Source organism: Simiduia aestuariiviva (assembly GCF_014192475.1).
Classification (GTDB): Bacteria; Pseudomonadota; Gammaproteobacteria; order Pseudomonadales; family Cellvibrionaceae; genus Simiduia; species Simiduia aestuariiviva.
The window spans coordinates 529,550-555,167 of record NZ_JACHXZ010000003.1 but is presented as its reverse complement, the minus strand read 5'-3'; the positions used below and the strand labels follow the sequence as shown (position 1 = coordinate 555,167).

Annotated in this window: 26 protein-coding genes; 20 read left to right on the top strand and 6 right to left on the bottom strand. The window is 56.5% G+C overall.

Features of this window, described 5'->3' with window-relative positions:
* Positions 1-7 precede the first annotated feature (7 nt).
* From FHS30_RS12265 to FHS30_RS12255, 3 genes are all read right to left on the bottom strand, one after another.
* The gene (locus FHS30_RS12265; RefSeq protein ID WP_183910768.1) at positions 8-979 is read right to left on the bottom strand and encodes a 2-hydroxyacid dehydrogenase; all 972 of its coding nucleotides are present in this window, start codon (positions 977-979) and stop codon (positions 8-10) included.
* Positions 970-1,809, bottom strand: coding sequence for an FHA domain-containing protein (locus tag FHS30_RS12260; protein ID WP_183910767.1), 840 nt, complete (start codon positions 1,807-1,809; stop codon positions 970-972). Before FHS30_RS12260 ends, FHS30_RS12265 begins: the two co-directional genes overlap by 10 nt.
* Before the next feature lie 162 nt (positions 1,810-1,971).
* Positions 1,972-2,148 carry a hypothetical protein gene (locus tag FHS30_RS12255; RefSeq protein ID WP_183910766.1) on the bottom strand — a complete coding sequence of 59 codons (177 nt, stop codon included), beginning with the start codon at positions 2,146-2,148 and terminating at the stop codon, positions 1,972-1,974.
* Here FHS30_RS12255 and FHS30_RS12250 point away from each other — a divergent pair.
* The 17 genes from FHS30_RS12250 (at position 2,147) to FHS30_RS12170 (ending at position 19,787) form a co-directional block, all read left to right on the top strand.
* Positions 2,147-4,720, top strand: coding sequence for an efflux RND transporter permease subunit (locus FHS30_RS12250; protein ID WP_183910765.1), 2,574 nt, complete (start codon positions 2,147-2,149; stop codon positions 4,718-4,720). The genes FHS30_RS12255 and FHS30_RS12250 overlap by 2 nt on opposite strands.
* Positions 4,713-5,288: an LON peptidase substrate-binding domain-containing protein gene (locus tag FHS30_RS12245; RefSeq protein ID WP_183910764.1), complete on the top strand. Its 576-nt coding sequence runs from the start codon at positions 4,713-4,715 to the stop codon at positions 5,286-5,288. Before FHS30_RS12250 ends, FHS30_RS12245 begins: the two co-directional genes overlap by 8 nt.
* Before the next feature lie 111 nt (positions 5,289-5,399).
* A complete protein-coding gene (locus tag FHS30_RS12240; RefSeq protein WP_183910763.1) occupies positions 5,400-6,653 on the top strand; it encodes a glutamate-5-semialdehyde dehydrogenase in 1,254 nt (417 codons plus the stop codon).
* Complete coding sequence (gene nadD, locus FHS30_RS12235) at positions 6,654-7,313, top strand: nicotinate-nucleotide adenylyltransferase (RefSeq protein WP_183910762.1); 660 nt, start codon at positions 6,654-6,656, stop codon at positions 7,311-7,313. It begins immediately after the preceding gene.
* Positions 7,314-7,363: 50 nt separating this feature from the next.
* Positions 7,364-7,702, top strand: coding sequence for a ribosome silencing factor (gene rsfS / locus FHS30_RS12230; protein ID WP_183910761.1), 339 nt, complete (start codon positions 7,364-7,366; stop codon positions 7,700-7,702).
* On the top strand, positions 7,702-8,169 hold the full coding sequence (gene rlmH, locus FHS30_RS12225; RefSeq protein WP_183910760.1) for a 23S rRNA (pseudouridine(1915)-N(3))-methyltransferase RlmH: 468 nt from the start codon (positions 7,702-7,704) through the stop codon (positions 8,167-8,169). The genes rsfS and rlmH overlap by 1 nt, the downstream gene beginning before the upstream one ends.
* A 117-nt stretch (positions 8,170-8,286) precedes the next feature.
* Positions 8,287-10,173 (top strand): penicillin-binding protein 2, encoded by a 1,887-nt coding sequence (gene mrdA / locus FHS30_RS12220; RefSeq protein ID WP_183910759.1) that lies wholly within the window; start codon positions 8,287-8,289, stop codon positions 10,171-10,173.
* Entirely contained in the window at positions 10,170-11,315 is a 1,146-nt protein-coding gene (rodA, locus tag FHS30_RS12215; RefSeq protein ID WP_183910758.1) for a rod shape-determining protein RodA, read from the top strand. Before mrdA ends, rodA begins: the two co-directional genes overlap by 4 nt.
* Before the next feature lie 131 nt (positions 11,316-11,446).
* Complete coding sequence (gene mltB / locus FHS30_RS12210) at positions 11,447-12,424, top strand: lytic murein transglycosylase B (protein ID WP_183910757.1); 978 nt, start codon at positions 11,447-11,449, stop codon at positions 12,422-12,424.
* Positions 12,421-13,359: a septal ring lytic transglycosylase RlpA family protein gene (locus tag FHS30_RS12205; protein WP_183910756.1), complete on the top strand. Its 939-nt coding sequence runs from the start codon at positions 12,421-12,423 to the stop codon at positions 13,357-13,359. The genes mltB and FHS30_RS12205 overlap by 4 nt, the downstream gene beginning before the upstream one ends.
* Positions 13,360-13,402: 43 nt before the next feature.
* Positions 13,403-14,563 (top strand): D-alanyl-D-alanine carboxypeptidase family protein, encoded by a 1,161-nt coding sequence (locus tag FHS30_RS12200; RefSeq protein WP_221197268.1) that lies wholly within the window; start codon positions 13,403-13,405, stop codon positions 14,561-14,563.
* Positions 14,564-14,730: 167 nt separating this feature from the next.
* Positions 14,731-15,003 carry an HP0495 family protein gene (locus tag FHS30_RS12195; RefSeq protein WP_183910754.1) on the top strand — a complete coding sequence of 91 codons (273 nt, stop codon included), beginning with the start codon at positions 14,731-14,733 and terminating at the stop codon, positions 15,001-15,003.
* The gene (gene lipB, locus FHS30_RS12190) at positions 15,004-15,732 is read left to right on the top strand and encodes a lipoyl(octanoyl) transferase LipB (protein ID WP_183910753.1); all 729 of its coding nucleotides are present in this window, start codon (positions 15,004-15,006) and stop codon (positions 15,730-15,732) included.
* A 2-nt stretch (positions 15,733-15,734) separates the two neighbouring features.
* The gene (gene lipA, locus FHS30_RS12185; protein ID WP_183910752.1) at positions 15,735-16,745 is read left to right on the top strand and encodes a lipoyl synthase; all 1,011 of its coding nucleotides are present in this window, start codon (positions 15,735-15,737) and stop codon (positions 16,743-16,745) included.
* 81 nt (positions 16,746-16,826) lie between these two features.
* Entirely contained in the window at positions 16,827-17,231 is a 405-nt protein-coding gene (locus FHS30_RS12180; protein ID WP_183910751.1) for a GNAT family N-acetyltransferase, read from the top strand.
* A 167-nt stretch (positions 17,232-17,398) separates the two neighbouring features.
* Positions 17,399-19,462: a thioredoxin domain-containing protein gene (locus FHS30_RS12175; protein ID WP_183910750.1), complete on the top strand. Its 2,064-nt coding sequence runs from the start codon at positions 17,399-17,401 to the stop codon at positions 19,460-19,462.
* Position 19,463: 1 nt separating this feature from the next.
* Positions 19,464-19,787: a hypothetical protein gene (locus FHS30_RS12170; RefSeq protein ID WP_183910749.1), complete on the top strand. Its 324-nt coding sequence runs from the start codon at positions 19,464-19,466 to the stop codon at positions 19,785-19,787.
* Here FHS30_RS12170 and FHS30_RS12165 read toward each other — a convergent pair.
* Positions 19,774-20,481, bottom strand: coding sequence for a glycerophosphodiester phosphodiesterase (locus FHS30_RS12165; RefSeq protein WP_183910748.1), 708 nt, complete (start codon positions 20,479-20,481; stop codon positions 19,774-19,776). The genes FHS30_RS12170 and FHS30_RS12165 overlap by 14 nt on opposite strands.
* 153 nt (positions 20,482-20,634) lie before the next feature.
* Here FHS30_RS12165 and rimO point away from each other — a divergent pair, with 153 nt between their 5' ends.
* Positions 20,635-21,960 (top strand): 30S ribosomal protein S12 methylthiotransferase RimO, encoded by a 1,326-nt coding sequence (gene rimO, locus FHS30_RS12160; protein WP_183910747.1) that lies wholly within the window; start codon positions 20,635-20,637, stop codon positions 21,958-21,960.
* Positions 21,961-22,027: 67 nt separating this feature from the next.
* Here the strand turns inward: rimO and FHS30_RS12155 are convergent, their stop codons facing one another.
* Positions 22,028-23,197, bottom strand: a complete 1,170-nt coding sequence (locus FHS30_RS12155) for a type III PLP-dependent enzyme (protein ID WP_183910746.1) — start codon at positions 23,195-23,197, stop codon at positions 22,028-22,030.
* 323 nt (positions 23,198-23,520) lie between these two features.
* On the opposite strand from FHS30_RS12155, the gene FHS30_RS12150 reads away from it, so the two are divergent.
* Entirely contained in the window at positions 23,521-24,018 is a 498-nt protein-coding gene (locus FHS30_RS12150; RefSeq protein WP_183910745.1) for an MgtC/SapB family protein, read from the top strand.
* Here the strand turns inward: FHS30_RS12150 and FHS30_RS12145 are convergent.
* Positions 24,015-24,737, bottom strand: a complete 723-nt coding sequence (locus FHS30_RS12145; RefSeq protein WP_183910744.1) for a 4'-phosphopantetheinyl transferase family protein — start codon at positions 24,735-24,737, stop codon at positions 24,015-24,017. The two genes, FHS30_RS12150 and FHS30_RS12145, sit on opposite strands and share 4 nt — an antisense overlap.
* Before the next feature lie 170 nt (positions 24,738-24,907).
* Here FHS30_RS12145 and FHS30_RS12140 point away from each other — a divergent pair, with 170 nt between their 5' ends.
* Positions 24,908-25,486: a YceI family protein gene (locus tag FHS30_RS12140; protein WP_183910743.1), complete on the top strand. Its 579-nt coding sequence runs from the start codon at positions 24,908-24,910 to the stop codon at positions 25,484-25,486.
* Positions 25,487-25,618 lie beyond the last annotated feature (132 nt).

The window sequence follows — 25,618 nt, the reverse complement described above, 5'->3', positions numbered from 1 at the left end:
GGGGCGTTTAGCCCACTTGATTAATGGCTTGGCCCGCTAAATAGGCCCGCACATTGTCGGCCAGAATGTCGATGAGGTTTTGGCGCGCCTCGCGGCTGGCCCAGGCTGTGTGGGGCGTAATTATCAGGTTTGGAATGTCGCTCGCCAGCAGCGGATGGTCTGCCGGCGGTGGCTCCTGGCTGAGCACGTCGAGCCCTGCGCCGGCCAAACGCCCTTGTCGCAACGCCTCGGCGAGCGCTAACTCATCGATCAATCCGCCGCGCGCGCAGTTTATGAGAAACGCGCTCGGTTTCATGCGCGCCAAGCGCCGGGCATTGATGAGTTGATGGTTAGTCTCGGTAAGCGGGCAGTGCAGTGAAAGCACATCGGCCTGGGCCAATACGTCATCAAAGGGGTGGCGACCTGCGGGCACAGTGTCACTGCCGGGGCGCGCGCTGATCATTGTATTCATGCCGAGTGCCGACCCGAGTTGCGCCACCTGCTGGCCCAGTACGCCATAGCCCACGATGCCCAAGGTTTTGCCTGCCAGCTCGACGATGGGGTGATCCAGCAAGCAAAAAAACGGACTTTGGCTCCAGCGGCCATTGGTAGCGCTGCGGCTGTAGTCGGGTGCGCGGGTGGCGAGATTGAGCATCAGCATCAGGGCGTGCTGAGCCACAGAACGGGGCCCGTAATTAACCACATTGCAGACAGTGATGCCCTGCGCGCGCGCCGCGGCGAGGTCGACGTTGTTAGTGCCGGTGGCGGCCACGCAAATGAGCTTGAGCTGTGGATGGCGCCGCAATGTGTCGGCGTTGAGCACCACCTTATTTGTGACCACGACCTCGGCGTCGGCGATGTGCGCGGACAATTGCGCTGGGGTTGTACTGTCGAAGCAGTGCCAGTGGGGCAGACTGTTGAGCAGGCCAGATAAATCGAGATCGGCCGGCCCTAAACTGTCGGCGTCGAGTATCACGCCCTGTCGCAGCGCTACCACCATTTCAGAATCGCACTCAAATAGCCCCCAGCGGCGACCAGCAGGCCGGCGATAATTGCCAGCGCTATCCGGTGCCCGTGGCTCACGGGGCGCGGCTCTTCACGGTTGCCGGGGGAGGTGGGTTTGGTTTTCCAGTGTTTGGGATCGGTGTTAATGGCTTTGCGCTCTTTGATGGCGCTGTCAGACAGGCTTTGTCGAAGGCGGGTGCTGCCGGTGGTCATGCCGGGGCCGATGACGCGAAAGCTGTAGACGTCAAAGCGCAATCGGTCGCCGGGCACCAGTCGCACCTGCTGGTGTGCGGCGATGCGATGGTCGTTGACAAAGCTGCCGTTGGCAGAGCCCAAGTCGCGAATTTTGAGTTGGTTGTCGAGCAGTTCAAACTCGGCGTGCTGGCGCGACAGGTGGGTGCCGGGAATGACGATCCCGCACTGGGCGCCGCGGCCAATGGCCGACATGCCGGGCGCGATGACAAATTCTTGGCCGGCGAGCCAGCTGCTGTCACTCACGAGGCACCAGCGCTTGGCGAGGTGGCTGTTGTCGGACTCGGATAGGGCGTCGTCTGGGCCGAGCACGATCAATTCGGCGGTGCCTAAACGGATGGTGTCGCTGGGGAAGAGTTCGCGCTCAGTCACTCGCTGGCCATTTACATAGCTGCCTGTCTGGCTGCGATTGTCGCGCAGAATCAAATGGCCATTTTGGGTGATCAAGCGCGCATGGTGCGCTTCAGCGCCCTCGGCCACCAAGGTGCAATCGGCAGCGCTGCCGAGCATCACGTTTTTCTCGGCCACCCAATGGGATTCGCCGGATTGACCTTTGAGCTGAATTTTATACATGCCAACCAAGTGCCAGTGCGCGTGAAATCGTCCGTGCGGGATAATTAAGCCGCGAGTATAACTGAAAACAATGTCTTAGCCGCTCGCGCTCCCTGCTCCTTGGGGAGTCAACTGTAACGATTAAGTCGGCTCTCCACTCAAGGCTTCTGTTCCCGGGCGGGATTAATCCACGGTGATTTCGCCCGCGTATAAGTGCAGGAAGGCCTCCGGGCCACCCAAGGGCGCGTGCTTGCGCCCAATGACTGGTTTTAACAATAAATTTAAACGGCAGTTTAAATTTGCCGGTGTAACCACCATAATGTCGCTCCTAGGGACGGCTACCATCTGCAGATTATCCATGACTCACTTTTTATACCGCCTGTACCACGGGCTCGTTATTTCTCGCCCGCGGCTGGCGCTCGCGCTGGTTGCGCTATTGCTGGCGGGTCTCGCCGCGGGCCTACCCAACTTCAAGCTCGACGCCTCTGCCGATTCGCTCACTCTGGAGCAGGACGCCTCGGTGGACTACTTCCGGGAAATCAGCAAGCGCTACCAGTCTGGCGATTTCTTGGTGGTGACCTATACCCCCAAGGCGCCCTTGATGTCGGACGCCAGCTTGGCGAACCTCGCAGCGCTACAGGCAGAACTGGCTGAAGTGCCCGGCGTTGTCGGCGTCAACAGTATTTTAAATGTGCCTTTGCTCTATAGCCCGCTAGTGAGCATGGGCGGGCTATCTAATCCCACCACACTGAGTGACCCCAGCGTCGATCGGGCGCTCGCTGAAAAAGAATTTTTACTGAGCCCGGTGTACAAGGAAATGTTGCTCGGCCCCGACGGCCAAACCACCGCAATATTGTTAAATCTCGCCGTTGACGAAACCTACATCGGCATGGTGCGCGAGCGCGACACCCTGCGCACGCTGGCCCGCAAGGGCGAATTGAGCGCAGCCCAGCGCGCGCGGCTCGAGGCCGTGAGCGCAGAATTTTTGGCGTATCGAACCGCTGAATCTGAGCGCGCAGCGGCACGCGTGGCGCAGGTGCGCGAGATCGTTTCGCACTACAAGGACGAGGCGCAAATTTTTCTGGGTGGTGTGACCATGATCACCGCCGATATGATCGCGTTCATTAAAAGCGACTTGGTGGTGTTTGGCTCAGCGATATTGCTGTTTATTTTGGTGTTGATGGCCATCATTTTCCGCAACTGGGTGTTTGTGGTTTTGCCCTTGATGACGGCGGTCGGCGCCGTGCTGGCGATGCTGGGTTGGTTGAGCTGGATCGATTGGCGCCTGACGGTGATTTCATCCAACTTCGTGGCGCTGCTCATGATCATTGGCTTGGCGATCACTATCCACTTAGTGGTTCGGTACCGAGAGTTGGCGGCGCACCAACCTGCGCAACCTCAACAGATGTTGGTTGAGCAGACAGTGCAGCTGATGTTTAAGCCCATTGTGTACACCGTAATGACCACCATGGTGGCTTTCGCCTCGCTGGTGGTTAGCAATATTCGGCCCGTTATGGATTTTGGCTGGATGATGGTGATTGGCTTGGCGGTGGCCACCACCCTGGCGTTTGTGATTATACCGGCTGGCCTCATGTGGGCTGGGCGGGATCGATTGGCGGCAGCTGCTCGGGCCGACGATAATCCAGCCTTCACGTTATTTTTTGCGCGCTTTACGGAACGCTTTGGCGGTTCTGTGTTGTTGCTGGCGTTGGGATTGGCGGCATTGAGTGGGCTGGGCATCAGCCAGCTCAAAGTGGAAAACCGCTTTATCGACTACTTCCGCCCCTCTACTGAAATCTATCAGGGTATGACGGTTATCGACCAAAATCTGGGTGGCACGGCAACTCTGGATATTTTATTGGAGGGGCCGATTGTGGGGCCCTCTCAGGACAATGCTGCCAACGATCCATTTAACGAAGTGGACGCCTTCGATACGCCCGACCCGTTTGATGCGCCAGAGCCCGTGTTAGAGGTGGACCCCTTTGCCGAAGTGGATCCTTTCTCTGAGCAGAACCCCAATACACCCACCCGCGAAAGCTACTGGTTTACCGGGGCCGGATTGGCGCAAATAGAGCAGCTACACGATTACCTTGAAACGCTGCCCGAAGTGGGCAAGGTGCAATCGCTGGCTACGGCATACAAGGTGGCACGCGATATTAATGGCGCGCCGCTCAATGACTTTGAATTGGCCGTGCTGCGCCAGTCGCTGCCCGACAACGTCAACAAGCTCTTAGTGTCGCCGTATTTGTCGGCCGAACACAATCAGGCGCGCATCACTCTGCGCGTGAAAGAGACGGACCCGAATCTGCGGCGAGCGGAATTGATTGAAAAAATTCGCGCCTACGCCACTGGCGATGCGCTCGATTTGGCGCCGGCGCAGGTGAAGTTTTCCGGCGTGCTGGTGCTGTACAACAACATGCTGCAGAGTTTATTCCACTCGCAAATCGTTACCTTGGGCGCGGTGTTTTTAGGCATTGCGTTGATGATGAGTGTGCTGTTTCGCAGCCTATTGCTGGCCTTAATCGGCATACTGCCCAACCTATTGGCGGCAGCGGTGGTGCTGGGCGTGATGGGATTGGCGGGTATCGCGTTGGATATGATGACGATTACCATTGCCGCCATTGTGGTGGGCATTGGGGTGGATAATACGATCCACTACATGCACCGATTCCGTCGCGAATTTGAACAATCTGGTCAGTACATGGCGTCAATGCATCGGGCCCACGGTTCTATTGGTCGCGCATTGTTCTATACGTCAGTGATTATTATTCAAGGCTTTTCTATTTTGGCGCTGTCTAATTTTATCCCCTCAGTGTATTTCGGCCTGTTAACCGCGCTGGCCATGTTGGCCGCGATTCTGGCGGCGCTGACCCTGCTGCCGAAGTTGATTTTGGTGCTCAAGCCCTTTGGTGCTGAACGTCGCGATGGCTGAACCGCTGCCCATCTTTCCGCTCAAGCAAATGCCGATGCCCGGCGTGCGGTTGCCTCTGCGGATTTTTGAGCAGCGTTATCTGTCGATGCTCACGCAGCAAATGCGCACAGATTCGGGCTTTGTGGTGGCGCAAATTTACGAGGGTGCCGAGGTTGGTCAGGCCAGCTTTTTTCCAGTGGCCGTTGAAGTGGCCATTGTCGACTGGGATCCGCTGCCCGATGGGTTGCTCGGCGTCACGATTGAAGGGCGCGCGGTAACCCGCATACTCGCCCATCACTCGCAGCCCGATGGGCTAGTGGTCGGGCAGTGTGAAGTGTTGGCGCAGCAGCCATGCCATGAATCGCTGGCGGATTGGGACGGGTTGCTCGATGTGCTCAATCAGTTGAAGTCCCATCCGAGCGTCGCCAGTTTGGCATTGCCGCCGGTGACCGATGTGGCCACCTTAAGTTGGCAGCTGCTGCAACTGCTACCCTTGGCTACGAATCAGCGCCAAAAGGCGCTCGTACTCCCCACGCGGGATAGGTTGCTGTGGCTGGCGACCACCATCGACGGTTTGACTTCTACCTGATTTTCTGGATTTTCCTGTTTTTTAGTGAGTTTTAGCCGCCAAAAGGCGGCAATTTTCGTCTAATCCCGAAAGTCGGTATAATGCGCGTCCCGCAATTAAAGGTTGTTATTAATGGATATACAAAGCTACATGCACACCCTGGGACAGCAGGCTCGCGCCGCCAGTCGTATTTTAGCCGGTGCTGACACCGCCCTGAAAAACGCCGCGCTGTTAGCCATCGCCGATGAATTGGCGTCTGCCCGCGAGCAGTTAGCTCTGGAAAATACCAAAGATGTGGAGGCTGGCCGCGCGAACGGCTTGGATGCCGCCATGTTGGATCGCCTCGCGCTTTCCCCCCAAGTGATCGATGGCATGATGGAAGGGCTGCGCCAAGTGGCCGCACTGCCCGACCCCTGCGGTGAAATCAGTGACATGAGCTTTCGCCCCTCGGGCATTCAGCTCGGTAAAATGCGTGTGCCGCTAGGGGTCATCGGGATCATCTACGAAAGTCGACCCAACGTCACCATCGATGCCGCCAGCCTGTGTTTGAAGTCGGGCAACGCCACCATTTTGCGCGGCGGCAGCGAGGCCATTCACTCCAATCGCGCCATCGCAACCTGCATCGCGCGCGGCCTTGAGAAAGTGGGCTTGCCTAGCCATTGTGTGCAGGTGGTAGAGACCACTGATCGCGCGGCGGTGGGTGAGCTGATTACCCAGAAAGAATATGTGGATGTGATAGTGCCGCGCGGCGGCAAAGGCCTGATCGAGCGCATCAGTCGCGATGCCCGCGTGCCGGTGATTAAGCACTTGGATGGCATTTGCCACACCTATATTGACGATCGCGCGGATTTGGATATGGCCTTTAACATCGCGCTCAATGCTAAAACCCACCGCTATGGCGTGTGCAACGCCATGGAGACGCTGCTAGTGCACGAGGGCGTCGCCTTTGAAATTCTGCCGCGCTTGGCTGAGGCCTACGGCGCCAAGGGAGTGGAATTGAGAGGTTGCGATAAAACCCGCGCCGTCATTGACGCGGTGCCGGCCACCGATGAAGACTGGGCAACCGAGTATCTGGCTCCAGTATTGTCCATTAAAGTGGTGGCAGATATGGCCGACGCCATGGCGCACATCGATCAGTACTCCTCGGGCCACACCGAGGTTATTGTCACCGACGACTACGCCCGCGCGCACACCTTTGTGCGACAGGTGGATTCCAGCTCGGTGATGATAAACGCGTCTAGCCGCTTCGCAGATGGTTTTGAGTATGGCTTGGGGGCTGAAATCGGCATTTCCACGGATAAGTTGCACGCGCGTGGGCCGGTGGGCTTAGAGGGGCTAACCTCGCAGAAATGGATTGTATTTGGCTCCGGACAGGTGCGCCAATAAGTGAAGCGCATTGGGGTGCTGGGCGGCACGTTTGATCCCATTCATCTGGGTCATTTGACCCATGCAGAGCAGGTGCGCGAGCAGCTGGCGCTGGATGAAATGCGGCTCATGCCCGCGCACATTCCGCCACACCGTGCCAGTCCACAGGTGGATGCCGTGGAGCGCGCGCAACTGGTGCGTTTAGCATTGACTGACTACCCTCAATTGACTCTCGATGAACGCGAGCTGGGCCGCCAAAAGCCGTCCTATACCGTGGATAGTTTGGCGGCGTTGCGGGCGGAGTCGGGACCTACAGTGGGGCTGTACTTTGTCATGGGCATGGATTCGCTCTGCGCAATTAATCAGTGGCACCAGTGGCAGCAACTGATTGAGCTGGCCAACCTCGTCATTCTGGCGCGGCCAGAGGTGGCGCCACCCGCGCCAGGGTCCGAAGTCGGGCGCTTTGTGCAAGATTTTGGTTGCACTCGTGCGGCGCTTTTGGCGCGCCCCCATGGCGGCATTTGGATGATGGATGCGTTGCACTTGCCCGTATCTGCCACTGACATTCGCGCGGCCCTGGCTGCCGGGCGCTCCGCGCGGCAGTGGCTGACGCCCGCGGTGGCGGATTATGTTGAAGCGCACAAATTGTATGTCGCGCTCGCCGACGAGCGGCACAGTTAATTATTTACTCTCACAATTCATATTTAATCGATACCGGAAACCTTAAGCCCATGGCTGAAAACTTGAACGACATCATCATCAGCGCTCTGGAAGATACCAAAGCAAAAGATTTAGTTACCTTGGATGTGCGCGAACTATCCGACGTAATGGACACGTTAATCATAGCCAGCGGTACCTCGACGCGGCACGTGCGTTCGCTGGCAGAAAATGCCATCGAAGAAGCCAAAAAGCGCGACATTCGCCCAATGGGTGTAGAGGGCATGGATGCGCCCGAGTGGGTGTTGGTGGATTTTGGCGATACCGTATTGCACGTCATGATGCCGGCCACGCGCGAGCTGTATGATCTGGAAAAATTGTGGTCAATGAAACCCAGTGATCGCGAGGCGTAATGCGCATTCGCCTCATTGCTGTAGGTACGCGCATGCCCGATTGGGTGCAGGCGGCCTACGGCGAATACGCCAAGCGTTTGCCCCGGGAATTGACCTTGGAGTTGGTAGAAATTCCTTTGGGGCAGCGCTCTAAATCCAGTTCGACGGCAGCCGCCATCGCCAAAGAGTCGGCCGCGATTCTGGCGGCAGTGGGCGAGGGCGATCGCGTGATTGCGCTGGAGGTGAAAGGCAAGGATTGGTCCACCGAACAGCTGTCACAGCAATTGGCCAAGTGGCAGATGGACGGCGGCAATGTGTCGCTGCTTGTGGGTGGCCCAGACGGTTTATCCGACGAGTGCCGCGCGCGCGCCGACGTGCATTGGTCGCTGTCGCGCCTGACCTTACCTCACCCCTTGGTGCGCGTATTGTTGTCGGAACAAATCTATCGGGCGTGGACCATCCTCGCCAATCATCCCTACCATAAATAGCCTTCAAACTCGGTGGAATTTTTAGCGGCGCTAGTGGTCACACTCATAGCGGGCCTCACAGCGGGCCTGACTTTTGTGATAATGTTGCGCACGCGAACTCCAAAAAATAGCCACTGAATGTCAGATCATCTGCAAATTAAAGATCACCACCGCGAGGCAAGAATTTTTGCTCGGCGGGTAGGAGTCGCTGGCGTTCTAGTGGTGGGTTTGTTGGCGGTGGTTTTTCTGCGCTACTACCGGTTGCAAATAGTAGAGCACGAAGATTATGTCACCCGCTCCGATCGCAATCGTGTGCAGGTGCAGGCAATTCCGCCCACCCGCGGACTCATCTACGACCGTCGCGGTCGCCTGCTGGCCGATAATCGACCCAGCTACACCCTTTCCATTGTGCGTGAGCAGACGCAGGACCTCGAGCAAACGTTGGAGCAAGTTCAGACTTTGGTCGACGTAGATGCCGAAGATCTGGCGACGTTTCGCGAGCGCTTAAAACAACGGCGTCGGCCCTATGAGGCCATCCCCCTGCGCTACCGTTTGAGCGAAGATGAAATTGCCCGGCTAGCCGTCAATGAATACCAATTGGACGGTGTCGAAGTCAGCGCTGAATTGGTGCGTCACTACCCGCTGGGTGCCTTGTTTGCCCACAGCATCGGCTATGTGGGGCGCATCAATGAGCGCGAATTGGCAGCCTTTGATGAGGAGGCCTATGCCCGCTACAGCGGCACTCATACCATCGGCAAGTTGGGACTCGAAAAATATTATGAATCTGATTTGCTGGGGCAAGTGGGTAGCCAGCACGTAGAGATCAATGCCCGGGGGCGCATTTTACGGGTGCTGGACTACCAGCCGCCGGAGGCGGGCAAGAATCTGACGCTATTTTTGGACGCCCAGTTGCAGCAGGTGGCCCATGAGGCGCTGGCCGACAAGCGCGGTTCGGTGGTGGCCATTGAAGTTGCCACCGGAGGTGTCGTGGCCATGGTCTCAACGCCTGCGTTTGACCCCAATTTATTTGTGACGGGTATCAGTTTTGCCGATTACAAAGCGCTAAATGAATCCCGTGATTTACCGCTGTTTAATCGCACGTTGCAGGGGCAGTACCCACCCGGCTCCACGCTCAAGCCGATGTTGGGTTTGGCGGGCTTGTTCTACAAGGTTGTGGATGCCAACTACAGCGTGCGCGACCCCGGCTTCTACCAGTTGGAAAATGACGAACGCTTTTACCGCGATTGGAAAAAAGGTGGCCACGGCGCGCGGGTGGCGCTGCACACGGCCATTGAGCAATCTTGCGATGTGTATTTTTACGATTTGTCCTTTCGCATGGGCATCGATCGCATGCACGAATTTGGGGGGCATTTTGGATTGGGGCAAACCACCGGTATCGATGTGCCCCATGAGCGGTCTGGCAATTGGCCGTCAAAGGCGTGGAAGCGCAAAGCTCGGGGCCTGCCTTGGTTTCCCGGCGATAGTTTAAATGTGGGCCTAGGGCAGGGCGCCGTGTTGGCAACGCCGTTGCAATTGGCCGTGATGACATCGACCCTGGCTGATAAAGGCGTTCGTCGCAAACCGCGTTTGGTTAGGCGACTTGGTGATGTGGAATATGAGCCCGAAATATTAGATACGCAGGCAATCGATGCAGCGGATTGGCTCATCATCGATCAGGCAATGCAGTCAGTGGTGCACGGACTGCGCGGCACTGCGCAGGGAATTCGTCGCGGTGGTTTGTCGTACCGCATTGCGGGCAAGACCGGTACTGCGCAGGTGGTGGGCATGGCGCAAGATGAAGAGTATGACGCCTCGAAAGTTGAGGAGCGGTTGCGCGACCACGCCCTGTTTGTGGCCTTTGCGCCCGCGGAGGCGCCCAAGCTTGCGGTAGCTGTCATTGTGGAAAATGGCGAGCACGGCTCGTCGGCGGCAGCGCCCATCGCGCGCAAAGTGTTTGACGCCTATTTGCTGGATACGCCAACAGCGGCCGATTCAGCATGGTTGGGGAACGGAGGCCAGCCATGAGTGGCGGTGACTTTAGACGCAGTATGCCTGAGGCTCATGCCGATTTGCGCCGCAAGGCTGGGTTGATGCAGTCACTGCATATCGACCTGCCGCTGCTGGTACTGTTGATGGCGCTGAGTGCGTTTGGGCTCATTGTATTGTACAGCGCGGCCGGATCCGAGTTGCACTATGTAAAGCGGCAGGCAGTATTTTTCGTGCTGGGCTTTATTGGCATGTTCATTGTCGCGCAAATTCCGTTGAGCATGATGCAGCGTTGGGCACCCTGGGTGTATGCCGGCGGATTAATTTTATTGGTGTTGGTGTTATTGGTGGGCACGGGCGCCAAAGGCGCTCAGCGCTGGTTGGGCGTGGGCGGGTTTCGCTTTCAGCCCTCTGAAATTTTAAAGCTCGCCGTGCCGGTGTTGCTGGCGGGTTATCTCTCGCGGCGCTTGTTGCCGCCCACGTTTAAGCACATCGCTTGGGCCTTGGTGTTGATTGGTGTACCCACGGTATTAATCCTGAAGCAACCGGACCTCGGCACTTCGCTACTTATTGCGCAGTCGGGCGTGATCGTGTTGTTCTTTGCGGGCTTGGGGTGGCGTTATATTTTAGGCGCCTTGATCTTGGCGGCCTCCGCCCTCTACCCCATGTGGCACTACGTCATGCACGATTATCAAAAACAGCGGGTGCTAACCCTATTAAATCCCGAGGCGGATAAGTTGGGTGCGGGCTGGAATATCATCCAGTCAAAGACCGCCATTGGTTCAGGCGGGCTTGAGGGGAAGGGGTGGCTATCGGGCACGCAATCGCATTTAAACTTTCTCCCTGAGAGCCACACAGATTTTATTATTGCGGTGCTGGCCGAAGAGTTTGGCTTGCTGGGGGTCATTTTATTGATGGCGCTCTATGTCTTTATTATCGCCCGAGGCTTTATGATAGCGATCAAAGCACAGGACTCCTTCGGGCGCTTGCTGGCGGGTGCCTTGACCTTCACGCTGTTCGTCTATGTGTTTGTTAACATGGGTATGGTGTCTGGTTTGCTACCCATTGTGGGAGTGCCACTGCCGTTGGTCAGCCACGGAGGCACCTCGCTGCTGACGCTCATGGCCGGATTTGGTGTGTTAATGGCGATCAGCACAGAGCGCCGCCGCGTCACCTTGTAACTGTATTTGTCGTGGTGTTCGTGCCTGCGCGGTTAACGATTGACAATGTAATTTAGCGGTTCTGTTCACGACAGAATCACCCCTCGCGGAAGCAACTGCGAGTTCATTGAGAAGTAGTGGAAGAGGGATAAATGGTTAAACAGATGTTGAGTGCGGCCCTATTGGCTGCTTGCGCCAGCCACAGCCTAGCCGACTATCGCGAACACAGCGAAGCGCAGGCATTTATGCATGAAATGCAGGCGCAAAACGTGGCCACAGAGGCGCAATTAGATCAGTGGTTTGCCAGCGCGAAAAAGCAGCAGTCTATCTTGGAGGCCATTGCCAGGCCCGCCGAAAAAACCCTTACCTGGGCCCAGTACGCCAAGATATTTTTGACCGGCGACCGCATTCAAAAGGGCGTCGATTTTTGGCGCGAGCACAAGGACACCTTGGCGCGCGCCGAGCAGACCTACGGTGTGCCTGCGGCTATGATCGTTGCCATTATTGGCGTGGAAACGCGCTATGGTCGGACCATGGGCAATTACCGGGTGCTCGATGCCCTGTCGACGCTGGCATTTGACTACCCGCCGCGCGCGAGTTTTTTTCGCAAAGAGTTACAACATTTTCTGCAGTTAACCCAAGAGCAAAAACAGGATCCATTACTGCTAAAAGGTTCCTATGCCGGCGCTATGGGCTATGGGCAATTTATGCCCTCGAGCTTTCGCCATTACGCGGTGGATTTTGATGGCGACGAGATCGCCGATATTTGGGCCAACCCCGTGGATGCCATTGGCAGCGTCGCCAATTATTTTGCCGAGCACGGTTGGCAAACGGGTCAGCCTGTGACCACTCGAGTGCGGGTATCCGATAATTTTGATGCAAGCCTACTCAACACCACGCTCAAACCAGACACTACAACGGCCGCTGCGCGCAAGGCGGGTTTTAGCCCGGTGCTGGAATTACCCGATGCCGAGCCGCTCACTCTCTATAAGTTGGATGGCGAGCACGGTGCAGAATTTTGGGCCGGTACGCAAAATTACTATGTGATAACTCGGTATAATCGCAGCCGTATGTATGCCTTGGCTGCCTATCAACTATCACAAGCGATCGAGCGTAAATATTCGCAATGAAATTTGATTCACTTCAATTGACGCGCATTGGCGCGCGCTGCCTGACGGGACTGCTGTGTGTGGGGTTGTGGGCGTGTAGCAGTCAGCCGCAACCCAGTGATGCCGACCGCCGGCAAGCCTCGCGCTATCAGGTCGACCAAGACTATGGCCCAGACGCGCCCTTGGATGTCTCCCATGTGCCAGATGCCATCCCCAAAGTAGAGCCCCGCACCAGTGCCGGTAATAAATCGCCTTACACCGTACTTGGGCAAACCTACACCCTGCTGCCCGAAGACGCGCCCTATGTCGAAGAGGGTATGGCTTCATGGTACGGCAATAAATTTCATGGCCACCAGACCTCCAATGGCGAAATTTATAATATGTACGGGATGACCGCGGCTCATAAAACGTTGCGCATTCCCTCCTATGTAAAGGTCACCAATCTGGACAATCAGCGCAGTGTCATCGTGCGGGTTAATGATCGCGGCCCGTTTCACGGTGATCGCATTATCGATCTGTCCTATGCCGCGGCGCGCAAACTCGATTATGCCGAGCGGGGTACAGCGCGTGTGCGCGTCGAAGCCATTGATCCCATCGCCTGGGCCAATGCGCGTGATGGGTCGACGGAGGTGATGGCGCAGGCGGCCACCGTGCCCCCTAAACTAGATGGCCAGACGCTAGAGCACAAAGCGCCGCTGCCAAAAAATGTGGAGGGCTATGAGTTGCCCGCCAACACATTTCTTCAGGCCGGCGCATTTTCGTCAAAAGATTCTGCCAACAGTTTGCGCGATCAGCTGGGGGGCTTGACCCACTATCCCGTGTTCGTGGCTCAGGCCAGTAAAAACAGTTTGTTTCGGGTTCGCATTGGCCCGATTACGGACAATCAAGATTTAATGCGCATTCGCGAATTGGTATTCCGCAAGGGTGGCGTTCGGCCGCACGTGGTGTATCAGTAATCCTCGTTAACAATACGGAACATAAAAATTCATGAAGGTTTGGATGTCTAGCACACTTACGCGCACGTTTACGGTAGCGGCCTTATCGGCACTGGCTTGGCTGCCCGCCACCGCCGCACCGGTCATTATCCCCGCGCCACCCCAGATTTCTTCCACGGGTTACATACTCATGGATGCCGATACCGGCAAGGTGTTGGTGGAGCACAATGCCGACGAACAGCTGCCACCCGCCAGCCTCACCAAGATGATGACTAGCTACATTGTCTCGGGCGATATCGAGAGTGGAAAAATTGGCGAGCAGGATTTGGTAGAGGTTAGCGTCAAAGCATGGCGTATGGGCGGCTCTAAGATGTTCATCCGCGAGGGCACCCAAGTACCCGTGATCGACTTGCTGCGCGGCGTCATCATTCAGTCGGGCAACGATGCCAGTGTGGCCTTGGCCGAACACGTGGCAGGCAGCGAAGATGCGTTTGTGGATATTATGAATCAGCAGGCAGCGCTGTTGGGGATGACCAGCACTCACTATAAGAATGCTACCGGCTGGCCCGCTGAGGGCCACCTGACAACGGCCCGCGACCTGTCGCTATTGGCACAGGCGTTGATCAATCACCACCCCGAGCACTACGCGCTCTATTCGGAAAAATACTTTTCCTACAACGGTATTAACCAGCCCAATCGCAATAAGCTGTTATTCACCGACGACAGTATCGATGGCATAAAAACCGGCCACACCGATGAGGCGGGCTATTGCCTGGTAGCGTCGGGCCAGCGCGACGGTATGCGGTTAATTTCTGTCGTTATGGGCACCCGCAGTGAAGGCGCGCGCGCCAACGAATCACAAAAGCTGCTTGCCTACGGCTTCCGCTACTTCCAGACGCACACGGTGTATGCCGCTGGCGAAGTACTGTCCACCAATCGCGTGTGGGGCGGGCAGCGCGATGAAGTACAGCTGGGCGTGGCCAAGCGCGTCGCCTTGACCATTCCGCGCGGTGCCGAAAAGGCGTTAAAGGCTGAGCTGCAGCTACCTGAAGTAATCAAAGCCCCCCTTAGCGCCGGCCAACAGATGGGGCGTCTGACCATTAGTCTAGAGGGCGAAACGCTCTATGATCAGTCCTTGGTGGTCACCGAAGATGTGGCCGAAGCGGGCTTTTTCGCGCGCCTCTGGGACGGTATCAAGCTGTTTTTCTTCCAGCTCTTTAACTAAGTCTCGCCCTAATCCCCGCCCATTGCCCCAGCTTCACTCGATTGCTGGGGCATTGTGGCAGCCCTTGGCTGGCGCCGGAGCGGGGCAGTTTGGCCACAGTGGTAGAGGCCGCATTGCCAAAGCGCTATAATCTGGGCCCATTTTTATGCGCTTAGGTACCGGTGCTGATGTCCCAGCAAGAACCCCCAAAAATTGAATTCCCCTGTGAAAACTACCCCGTCAAAGTCATGGGCGATGCCGGCGATGCTCTGCATGTGCTGGTAAACGAGGTAATGGCGCGACACGTAGCCGAATTTCACCCGGGGCTCGTGACCGTACGCGATTCCAGTAAGGGGCGTTTTCAGTCCTTGACGGTGATGATTACCGCTACCGGTGAAGATCAGCTACAGGCGATCTTCCAGGATTTAAAAAAGAACCCGATTGTGCGCATGGTGCTGTAATTGAGCGCTGCGCCCGAACTCATTGTTCGCTGGCTGGGCTCTGTGCCCTACGAGCCGGTGTGGCGCACCATGTCCGCCATCACCAGCGAGCGCGATGCCCACAGCCCCGATGAGCTCTGGTTGCTCGAGCACCCACCGGTGTTCACCCAGGGCCAAGCGGGCAAGGCGGAACACCTATTGATGCCGGGCGATATTCCCGTGGTCAAAGTGGATCGCGGCGGCCAAGTGACCTACCACGGCCCCGGGCAGTTGGTGGGTTATCCACTCATAGACATCAAGCGCCTCGGCATGGGCGTGCGCGAGTTGGTGACCGCGATTGAGCAGTTGGTGGTCGATACGGTTGCCAGCTATGGCGTAACCGCCTACCCCAAGGCCGATGCCCCGGGCGTCTATGTAGACTTGCCATCCTACGCTGGCGCCAAGATTGCTTCGTTGGGGTTGCGCGTGCGCAAACATCGCAGCTATCACGGCTTGGCGTTAAATATCGACATGGATCTGTCGCCGTTTGGCCGCATCAATCCCTGTGGCTATCAGGGCTTACAGATGACGCAACTGGCGGATTTGTGCGCCGAGCGCCCCAGTGTGATGCAGGTGGCCGAGCGCATGACACAATTGTTTACCGAACAGCTGGGCTATACGCGGGTCACGCAAACGCGCGATCTACACCCGAATTTACAGGCGGCATTGCTCGCCGATCCCGCTCACGCCGCCACGCGGCCAGAGGAATGATCATGACAGACCATCAAAACCCCTCGGATCTCGCCGTTGAGTTGCCCGTTAAGCGCAGCCAGCGATTGAAGCAGGGCGAAAAGCTGCGCGATGCCGATAAACTGGAAAAAATTCCCGTAAAAGTGATTGCCACCGACGGCCCACAGCGCAAGCCCGATTGGATTCGCGTGCGCCTTGAGGTGAATCCGGAAGTGGATCGCATCAAAAAAATCCTGCGCAAGAACAAGCTGGCGTCCGTGTGTGAAGAAGCCAATTGCCCGAATTTGGGTGAGTGCTTCAGCGGCGGCACGGCCACCTTCATGATCATGGGTGAAATCTGCACCCGGCGCTGTCCCTTCTGCGATGTGGGCCACGGCAAGCCAAATCCGTTAGACCCGGAAGAACCCCTGAAACTGGCTGAAGCCATTGCCGAAATGAAGCTGAAATACGTGGTGATAACCTCGGTGGATCGCGACGATTTGCGCGATGGCGGCGCACAGCATTTCGCTGACTGTATTCGCGAGGCGCGCGCATTAAGCCAAAACCTTCAGGTGGAAGTGTTGGTGCCCGATTTCCGCGGCCGCATGGATATCGCGCTGGACATTTTAGAAGGCGAGGCGCCCGATGTGTTCAACCACAATTTGGAAACCGTGCCACGTTTGTACCGCCAAGCGCGGCCCGGCGCCAACTATGCGTGGTCTTTGAAATTATTGCAGCAATACAAAGCCCGTCGCCCCGATGTGTTGACCAAATCGGGCCTGATGGTGGGTTTGGGAGAAACCAAAGAAGAAATCATCGAAGTGATGCAGAATCTGCGTGAGCACGATGTGGACATGCTCACCATCGGCCAATACCTGCAGCCGTCGAAAGACCACTTGCCGGTGGCCCGCTATGTGCACCCAGATGAGTTTGATGAATACGCGCGTCTGGCCCATGAAATGGGTTTCAAACATGCGGCCTGTGGCCCCTTGGTGCGCTCCTCCTACCACGCCGACAAGCAGGCCCACGGCGAGCAACTGCCCAGCGTTAAATAACGGATGGCACTGCCAGCGGGGCTTCGCTGCGTTCCACTAGCCAGCGCGCCGGACTACGCCGCTGAGCTGGCAGATTTGCTCATGGCTCAACGTCAGCGCGAGGGGGCTAGGGGCGATTTAGCCCAGGTGCGCGCGCGCCTAGCGGCCGAGATCGCTGGGCAAGCAGCCCTGCCGTATACCGTGTTGGGTCTGTGCGATGAGGCGCTCGTGGGGGTGGCCACCCTCACTCACTACCCGGGTCGACTGGCACCCGCTGACGCGCTTTGGCTCACCAATCTCTGGGTGCGGCCAGCGCAACGCAGGCGCGGCATAGGAACCGCCCTGGTGCAAGCGCAGACCCTGGCGGCCCGCCGCCTAAACGCCGCACAACTTCACCTCTATACCCGCGATCATCAAGACTATTACCGGCGCCTTGGCTGGTCCCTCGCGCGCACTGCCGAAATCGCGGGTGCCACTGTCTCGATCATGACGCTGGCGCTGGGCTAGCGCCGGCTTTTGTCGCCTCAATTACCATTCGTCGGCTCAATAGCTATTTGGGCTAAGGTATTGATTGCGATACGCTTTCAACCTGTGGCGAAGTGCTATGCTTTTGATTTCCGGCGCACAATAAATCGCCTCACAACAAGCTGGACATAGAGGAAGCAACGCGTTCAATGAGCTTGCGCAACGAATTACAGGGTCAGGAGAACCGCTACCTGCAGCAGCATGCTCAGGATCCCGTGGCCTGGCAGCTCTGGTCACCAGAGACCCTCGAGGCCGCTCGCCGTCTCGATAAACCCATTTTGCTGTCAATTGGCTACTCCGCCTGCCACTGGTGCCAGGTCATGCAAAAGGAATCTTTTTCTGATCCCGAAATTGCGCAGCAGCTCAACGAGCACTTCGTCAGTATTAAAGTCGATAAAGAAGAGCGGCCAGATCTGGACGATATCTTTCAGACGGCCCACCAGTTGCTCAACGGTCAGCCAGGCGGTTGGCCGCTAACCGTGTTCCTGTGCCCAAAAAGCCATGTGCCTTTTGTGGTGGGTACCTATTTCCCGCGCGAGCCCTCGCACGGTCGAATTCCACTTGAAGATCTATTGTACAGGGTTACCCATTTTTATCGGGAGCAGCACAAAGAGTTTCAAAATTTACGCGATCAAATGGGCAAAAGTTTCAAAGCCTTGAACGATTTGCCGGAAACCGATCCGCCTGAGCTGGCCGACCTCTACCTATTGCACGAGGCCACGCGGCGATTGTTGGAGCAGGCCGATACCGAGCACGGCGGCTTTGGCGGCGCGCCAAAATTTGTCTTGCCGTTCAATTTATTTCGGTTGCTCGAAACGGTATCCGAGGCCTCAGAGCTGGCTGGGCCAGCAGAAATTCATTTGCGTTTAACGCTGGATCGCATTGCTGCTTCGGCCGTACACGACGCCATCGATGGCGGCTTTTTCCGCTATGCCGCCGACGCGGCGTGGGAGCAACCCCATTTCGAAAAGATGCTATTCGACAATGCCATTGTGATTGGCTTGTATGCCGCAGCCGGCGGGCGCTTAAAGGATCCACTCTACACCTATGTGGCACGCCAAACCCTGAGATGGCTGCGCCGCGCGCTGGCGGTTCCCAATGGCTTCGGTGCCAGTCTCGATAGCAGTACCGGTGACGGTGACGGCAGTGCTTATCGCTACACGCGCATGGAAATCAAAGCGGCGGTCACCGAGGAAGAGTACACGTTCCTGAATGAACTCTATGGCCTAGAGCGCAAACTCAACGATGATTTCTTGCTGCATTGCGCGCGCTCGCCTGAAGAGGCCGCCCACAGGGTCGGCATTGCCATAGAGGACGCCACGCGCCTGTTCGACAGTGCCCGCGAAAAGTTGCGGGTACTGCGCTATCAAAAGCCGCTCGCTGATCGCGATGAAAAAGTAATCTGCAGCTGGAATGCCCTGTTGTGTAAATCCATGGCGCAGGTTTCCCGGTTCTTAGGCGATGCCCCAGCCATTCAGCAGGCACAACAGCTCATGGACCAGATAGTGGCGCGCCACTGGTTTAATAAACGTCTGTTCAGTGTGGTGAAAAAATCGGGTGAACGCACTCCGGCCTTTCTGGACGACTATGCCTTCATGCTCTTGGCGTTGCTGGACATGCTGCGTATTCAATGGCGCGATAGCGACTACCACATGGCGCGCAATATGGCTGAGGGCTTGCTCAATCATTTTTATGATCCACTGCTGGGTGGCTTTTTCTTTGTGGCCAATGACCATGAGCCGTTGCCGTTTAAGCCCAAACCCTTTGCCGACACCATGACGCCCTCCGGTAATGGTGCGGCGGCGTTGGCGTTGATTCGCTTTGGGCACCTCACGGCAGAGCCTCGCTATGTGGATGCTGCGTCGGCCACCGTAAGCCACGCCATGCCGTTGTTGCGCCGTCAGCCCGAGGCGCATTTTACGTTGCTGCAGGCCATGCGCGAGGTGTTGCTGCCCAAGCCGGTGGTGCTAATGCTCGGAGATGCGCCGATGGTCCAATGGGCGCAAACACTACAGGCAAAGTATCAAGATCAAATCTATGTCTATCGCGTGCCTTTAGCGTCAGAGTTTCATCCACCTGAAGTGATGGTAATGGATGAAAATACCGCTGTGATCTGTGAAGCAGACCTGTGCCAAGACGGCCACGAAAGTCTGGAAAGCTTGATGCAGGCGCTCGATCGGGCACTGTTGCCCACACCCGTAGAGGAGGCGTGATATGGCGATCCCCACCAATCGTCTTTTGATGGAGTTCGAACGCTTGCTGCGCGAAGCCAATCGCGCGGCCATCAATCCGATTTTGGATGAGCTGACCCTGGCAAAATTAAAGCCAATGGCCGAATTGGTCGCGCGTGCGCGGGCTGCCTATTTAAAGCGCTTGCACGACTTGGCCGTTCAGTATGAGGGCACTGAAGATTTGCCCACGGACGCCGAAATGACCGCTTTGGCAGAGTTGCGGGGTCGCTTTTTGGATTTAGTGGAGGGTTCTAAATCCATTGAAACCGCCATCCAGCGCGGCTATCTCGACGTCAACGGCGGCTAGCCTGCCACTGTTGTAATCGCTCGGGGCAGTCCGTGAAAACCCCATCCACGCCCATGTCGGCGAGCCACTGCCAGTCCTCGGGCTCATTGACCGTATAGACCAGCGTTTTTAAGCCGGCGCGCCGTACCGACCGGACCAACTCCCGATTGATAAAATTGATGGAAGGATTAAAGCTGTATGCTTCCAGGCGGGCGCACTGCTCTGCGGCCTGTAGCGGAATGCCTTCAACTAACACGCCACGTCGAATCGCCGGTAGCCGCTGTAGGCAATACAACAGTTGTACATGGTCAAAGCTGGAAATCAAAAAGTCGTCTGCGCGTGCACCGCTAGCCAGCTGGGTCGCCAACCATTCGCACAGCAGGGGTGCTGTGTCTGGACCTTTGATTTCGATATTGAGCAGGCACTCACCGCGCGTGAGGTCGTAGGCTTGCTGTAAGCGGGGCAGGGGTTCGCCATTGCTGAGTTGTAGCGCCGTCAGTTGTTGATGATTCAGTGTGCCAAAAGCGCCCGTGCCGGGCAGGGTGCGGCCCAGGCGACGATCGTGCGCTACCCACAATTCGCCTGCCAAGGCCCAAATATCCACTTCAATGGCGTCGACACCCAGCGCTACGGATTGGGCAATTGCGGCCAAGCTGTTCTCTGGGCCAAAGGACGTGCCGCCTCGGTGGGCAATATTCAGCAATGATTGGCTCATGGGGCCTCCTGAATGATGGCGAACAGTATCGCACCGCGCTTGGCGATTGCCCAGATACGGATTTGTTTAAAATATGTTCAATCTGGGGCTGCATTCGGGGGGGCAAGTCAGTAGAATGTGCGCCCTTTCCGTTGCCCACCCTGAGGTTTCTCCATGAACGCCAAGCAACCCACTGTTGGATTTGTTTCACTCGGCTGCCCCAAGGCGCTGGTGGATTCTGAGCGGATCATCACCAAGCTCCAACTCGACGGTTACGCGGTGGCGCCGGAGTACAACAATGCCGATGTGGTGGTGGTCAACACCTGTGGCTTTATCGATTCGGCCAAGCAAGAGTCTATGGATGCCATTCGCGAAGCCATGGCGGAAAACGGCAAGGTGATTGTCACGGGTTGCATGGGCAAGGGCGTTGACGCTGAAGCCATTAAAGCCGCCAACCCGGGCGTGTTGAGCGTGAGTGGGCCGGCCGATTACGACACCGTCATGAATGCCGTGCACGAATTTGTGCCCAATGAGGCTATGAACCCCCACCGCCACGACTTGGTGCCACCGGCGGGCATTAAGTTGACGCCGAGTCACTACGCCTATTTGAAAATATCGGAAGGCTGTAACCACCGTTGCAGTTTTTGCATTATTCCCGCCATGCGCGGTGATTTGGTGAGCCGCCCCATTCCCGAGGTGGTGCAAGAGGCGCACGATTTGGTGAGCCAAGGTGTGCAAGAGTTATTGGTGATTTCGCAGGACACCAGCGCCTACGGCGTCGATGTAAAATTCAAATTGGATTTGGCCAGCGGCGCGGAAACCCGCATGCAAGATTTGGCGGTGGCGCTGGGCGAGATGGGCGTGTGGGTTCGGCTGCACTATGTGTATCCCTATCCGCACGTGGATAAGATCATTCCTCTCATGGCCGCCGGCAAAATTCTGCCCTACTTAGACATACCGTTTCAGCACGCCAGCCCACGCATACTGAAATTGATGAAGCGCCCGGCGCACAGCGAAAAGGTGTTGAATCGCATTAAGCAGTGGCGCGAAATTTGTCCAGATTTAACCATTCGTTCGACATTTATTGTGGGTTTCCCTGGCGAAACAGAAGCGGAATTTCAAGAGTTGTTGGACTTTCTTGAAGAGGCGCAGCTCGATCGCGTGGGTTGCTTTAAGTATTCGCCTGTGGACGGCGCCACCGCCAATGACCTGCCCAATCACGTGCCAGAAGATGTACAGCAGGCGCGTTGGGAGCGCTTCATGGAGACCCAGCAGAAAATTAGCAGCGCGCGCCTCGCGCAGAAAATTGGTCGCACACTGCCGGTGATCATTGACGAAGTGGACGACGAGGGCGCCATTGGTCGCACGCAAGGTGACGCCCCTGAAATTGACGGCGTGGTGTATTTAAATGAAGAGTTCGATGTGGCACCCGGCGACATCGTCATGGTTGCCATTGAACATTCAGATGAGTACGACCTGTGGGGCAGTGTGGTGCGGTAGGGATGCTGTTGGCAAACGCACAAAAAAGCCGGTCATTTGACCGGCTTTTTTGTGCGCGTAGCATTTGTTACACGTAGTAGTCTTTGAGCGGCGGAAAGCCGTTAAATTCTACCGCTGAATAGCTGGTGGTGTAGGCGCCCGTGGAAATCCAGTACATGCGATCGCCAATGGCCAAGTTCAGCGGCAAGCCATACAGGTAATTTTCGTACATGATGTCGGCACTGTCGCAGGTGGGGCCGGCGATCACCGCCTCTTCCAGCTCGCCAGTTTTTTCCACGTAAATGGGGTATTTAATGCATTCGTCCATGGTTTCAATCAGGCCGGAGAATTTGCCCACATCGGTAAAAATCCAGCGGTTCATGGCGGTGTGCGATTTCTTTGAAATCAGCACCACTTCACTCACTAAAATACCGGCATTGGCCACCAGCGAGCGACCGGGCTCTAGAATGATCTCGGGCATTTCGTCGCCGAAGTCTTCCTCTAGAAAGCGCGTGATCTCTTCCGCGTAGGTGGTGAGGCTGTTGGCCTTGGTGACATAGTTAGCGGGGAAGCCGCCGCCCATGTTAATCATTTTTAGGGTAATGCCGTCTTCTTCTTTTAGTCGTTCGAAAATCACTTTGGCCTTGCCGATTGCGGCATCCCACACGCCGATGTCGCGCTGCTGCGAACCCACGTGGAAAGAAATGCCGTAGGGGGTCAGGCCGAGATCGCGCGCCATCACCAACAAATCCATGGCCATGTCGGTTTGACAGCCAAATTTGCGCGACAGTGGCCAGTCGGCCGTTTGCGAGCCCTCGGTCAAGATGCGCACGTACACGTTGGAGCCCGGTGCGGCCTTGGCAATATTGCGCAAGTCGGCTTCAGAGTCGGTGGCAAACAGCCGAATACCCTTGTCGTAAAAATAGCGAATGTCTTTGCTCTTTTTAATGGTGTTGCCAAAACTGATGCGCTCTGGGCCAACGCCGTGCTTCATGACTTTGTCGAGTTCGTAAATAGAGGCGATGTCAAAGTTGGAGCCCTTGTCATTGAGCAGGGCGATTAACTCATCGGCAGGGTTGGCTTTGACCGCGTAATAAATTTTGGCGATGGGGAAGCCGCGCACCAAATCATCAAAGTGTTCAGACACAGTGGCCTTGTCGATCACCACAAACGGCGTCTCTTTGGTGTCGGCTAAGTCTTTGATGCGCTTAAAGGTGTCGGGTGAAAAGTAATCGTTGATGTCGATTCGTTGTTGCATGCTGCAATTCGCTCCAATCAGGTAAACGTTTAAACTCAGAGGTCATTGAAACGCCTGGGGTTGCTCTGCGTTAATCGCCGAGCCATACCCTATCCGTATCCTCACTTGGGCTAGCTGAAGAATCAGCCTAACAGCTGTGGGTGGAGCGTGCCAGCATGGACGTTCGAGGTGGCGAAAGTTAAGACCAAAGTTTTCACCGGTCAAGATAAATTCGCTGCCGGGATTCAAATAAAATGATCCTTCGGTTTCTAGCGCGTGACGTCTACACTGAGCGGGGGGCGGCATGGTTGCCCAGCGGCGAATTAACGAGATAGAGGGTAGAGATGGATTGGCAAGTGTTATTGAGTGTTGCACCGTTTGATTGGGCCTCCATCGGCACGGCGCTGGCGAGCGGCGGGGTCATAGGGTTAGAGCGACAACTGCGCGGTAAGCCCGTGGGGATACGCACCTCGATCCTCATTGTATTGGGCACCTATATTTTTATTACCGCATCCATGAGCGTGTCGTCACACATGACGGATCCTTCGCGCATCATTGGTCAGGTGATCACGGGCGTGGGCTTTTTGGGTGCGGGGGTGATGTTGGCGCGCAAGGGCGTGGTGCTGGGGGTGACGTCGGCGGCGGCCATTTGGGTGTTGTCGGCAATCGGCGTTTGCGTGGCCATTGGCAAGCTACTTGTGGCGTTTAAGTTCAGCCTGTTGGTGGTGTTTATTTTGGCCGGTGTGGATCTACTGGAAGCGTATTCTCAGGCATTTTCACGGGGTGTGTATCAGCACGTGCGGAGTTTAATTGGCAAGTCGCAAAAGTACGATGACGACTAGGCCGCTGCCCTAAGGGGGGCGCGCGTCAACGCAAAGTCTGCGGCCAATGATTCAAATCGTTGGCCGGTCCACTGAAAGCCTTCAGGGTTGACCTTGTAGGGGGCTGCTAGACTCAAATGCAGCGCCGCGGAGGGCGGCGTCAAACGCGTGTGATAGAGCCACAAGCCGTTGGTCTCGGCGTGTGGCGCAAGGAATCGCTGCTCCCGCAGCAGGCGTGTGCCCAGTGGCAAGTGGCTGGCTTTCACCACGGCTTCGCACTGGGTCCACCGTTGAAAAAATGCTGGCTGCAATGTTGCCTCGTGTTGTGCTAACCATTGATCGCCAAAACTGTGTTGAGCCAGTCGCACAAGATTGGGTCGATCCCGTTCGGTCTCTATATCGACACCAATTTTTAATGTGGGTGTGTGTTCATTTTGCAGAACCAATAGCGCCAGCCAACCTTTGCAGTGCGATAGGCTGATAATCAGTCCAGGTACGTCGGTGAAAATGGGCGGGGAGTTTTCGGGTTGTGCAATGGCAAAACTATCGGGTGCGCGACCGGTGAGATAACCTACCGCCAACCGCATCAGCCAGTGGCCGCGTAAAAATTCTGCGCGTCGCGCCTCGGAGCCCATGCCCACATAGCGAGCCACTTCATCGTCGCAGAGCCATAAATTGGGAGAGGGCCACGTTTCAATTGCCGAGTGCTGGGCAATAAAGTACTGGATGTCCGCTGGCAAAGGGCGCTCCCTGTGGTATAACCGGTAGTCGGTTTAGCGCTGCTTACCCCGTTGTCAATTTGGGCTGCAGCCGCAGTTCGTGATAGAAATTATAGCGTCTTTTATCGAATCAATTTCAGCTGGCGTGGGATTGCTCGCGCAAATGCTCGATATATCCAAAGGAGAGAAACATGAAGCGATGTGCAGTGGTGCTATGGGCGTGTTTGAGCGCGCAGTTTTGTTGGGCTGATTGGGCGTTGGACTCGGCAGCCTCCTCTGTTCAGTTTATATCGGTCAAGAATGCCACGGTGACTGAAGTGCATCATTTTACGCAATTGCAAGGTTCCCTGGATGCTGCGGGGCAGGCACAACTGCAGATTGATTTGGCCTCAGTGGAAACGGGCATTCCCATTCGCAACGAGCGCATGCAGAAAATGCTCTTCAATACCGCCAAATTTGCCACGGCCGAGGTGACTGCTCAGGTCGACGTGGCCGGACTGAAGCTACGGCCTGGCGAGTACCGCGATCTGCCATTGACCCTGTCGGTCTCGCTGCACGGTATCTCCAAATCGCTACCAGTGACCTGTCGAGTCACCGGGCTCAGCGATGGCGGGCTGAGCGTTATCAATCGGTCTCCGGTGCTGATAAGCGCGGCTGATTTTGGGTTGCAGGCGGGTGTTCAGGCTCTGCAAGCCGTGGCCAAGTTAAACTCCATTGCCGCTCAGGTACCGGTTAATGTCATGCTGGTATTCCGCCCGATGACGCAATAGCCACTTTGCCCCACCAATGGGCTGTCTCTGCATGGTCAGGGATGGCCCTAGTCCTGTTCGCAGACCGGCTGTATTGATGGCGGGTCGTGCGCTTCAGCTGCGATTCCTCTCCTATCTATCCTAGATTTCGGC

Bases quoted from the DNA above. Each gene is read 5' to 3' on its own strand.
- rlmH (WP_183910760.1), top strand. From the start codon at position 7,702: ATGCGCATTCGCCTCATTGCTGTAGGTACGCGCATGCCCGATTGGGTG.
- FHS30_RS12140 (WP_183910743.1), top strand. From the start codon at position 24,908: ATGAAGCGATGTGCAGTGGTGCTATGGGCGTGTTTGAGCGCGCAGTTT.
- rimO (WP_183910747.1), top strand. From the start codon at position 20,635: ATGAACGCCAAGCAACCCACTGTTGGATTTGTTTCACTCGGCTGCCCC.
- rodA (WP_183910758.1), top strand. From the start codon at position 10,170: ATGAGTGGCGGTGACTTTAGACGCAGTATGCCTGAGGCTCATGCCGAT.
- FHS30_RS12150 (WP_183910745.1), top strand. From the start codon at position 23,521: ATGGATTGGCAAGTGTTATTGAGTGTTGCACCGTTTGATTGGGCCTCC.
- FHS30_RS12165 (WP_183910748.1), bottom strand. From the start codon at position 20,481: ATGAGCCAATCATTGCTGAATATTGCCCACCGAGGCGGCACGTCCTTT.
- FHS30_RS12195 (WP_183910754.1), top strand. From the start codon at position 14,731: ATGTCCCAGCAAGAACCCCCAAAAATTGAATTCCCCTGTGAAAACTAC.
- FHS30_RS12260 (WP_183910767.1), bottom strand. From the start codon at position 1,809: ATGTATAAAATTCAGCTCAAAGGTCAATCCGGCGAATCCCATTGGGTG.
- FHS30_RS12175 (WP_183910750.1), top strand. From the start codon at position 17,399: ATGAGCTTGCGCAACGAATTACAGGGTCAGGAGAACCGCTACCTGCAG.
- FHS30_RS12245 (WP_183910764.1), top strand. From the start codon at position 4,713: ATGGCTGAACCGCTGCCCATCTTTCCGCTCAAGCAAATGCCGATGCCC.
- FHS30_RS12205 (WP_183910756.1), top strand. From the start codon at position 12,421: ATGAAATTTGATTCACTTCAATTGACGCGCATTGGCGCGCGCTGCCTG.
- FHS30_RS12240 (WP_183910763.1), top strand. From the start codon at position 5,400: ATGGATATACAAAGCTACATGCACACCCTGGGACAGCAGGCTCGCGCC.
- lipA (WP_183910752.1), top strand. From the start codon at position 15,735: ATGACAGACCATCAAAACCCCTCGGATCTCGCCGTTGAGTTGCCCGTT.
- FHS30_RS12250 (WP_183910765.1), top strand. From the start codon at position 2,147: ATGACTCACTTTTTATACCGCCTGTACCACGGGCTCGTTATTTCTCGC.
- FHS30_RS12155 (WP_183910746.1), bottom strand. From the start codon at position 23,197: ATGCAACAACGAATCGACATCAACGATTACTTTTCACCCGACACCTTT.
- FHS30_RS12265 (WP_183910768.1), bottom strand. From the start codon at position 979: ATGGTGGTAGCGCTGCGACAGGGCGTGATACTCGACGCCGACAGTTTA.
- mltB (WP_183910757.1), top strand. From the start codon at position 11,447: ATGGTTAAACAGATGTTGAGTGCGGCCCTATTGGCTGCTTGCGCCAGC.
- FHS30_RS12200 (WP_221197268.1), top strand. From the start codon at position 13,403: ATGTCTAGCACACTTACGCGCACGTTTACGGTAGCGGCCTTATCGGCA.
- rsfS (WP_183910761.1), top strand. From the start codon at position 7,364: ATGGCTGAAAACTTGAACGACATCATCATCAGCGCTCTGGAAGATACC.
- FHS30_RS12255 (WP_183910766.1), bottom strand. From the start codon at position 2,148: ATGGATAATCTGCAGATGGTAGCCGTCCCTAGGAGCGACATTATGGTG.
- mrdA (WP_183910759.1), top strand. From the start codon at position 8,287: ATGTCAGATCATCTGCAAATTAAAGATCACCACCGCGAGGCAAGAATT.
- FHS30_RS12180 (WP_183910751.1), top strand. From the start codon at position 16,827: ATGGCTCAACGTCAGCGCGAGGGGGCTAGGGGCGATTTAGCCCAGGTG.
- FHS30_RS12170 (WP_183910749.1), top strand. From the start codon at position 19,464: ATGGCGATCCCCACCAATCGTCTTTTGATGGAGTTCGAACGCTTGCTG.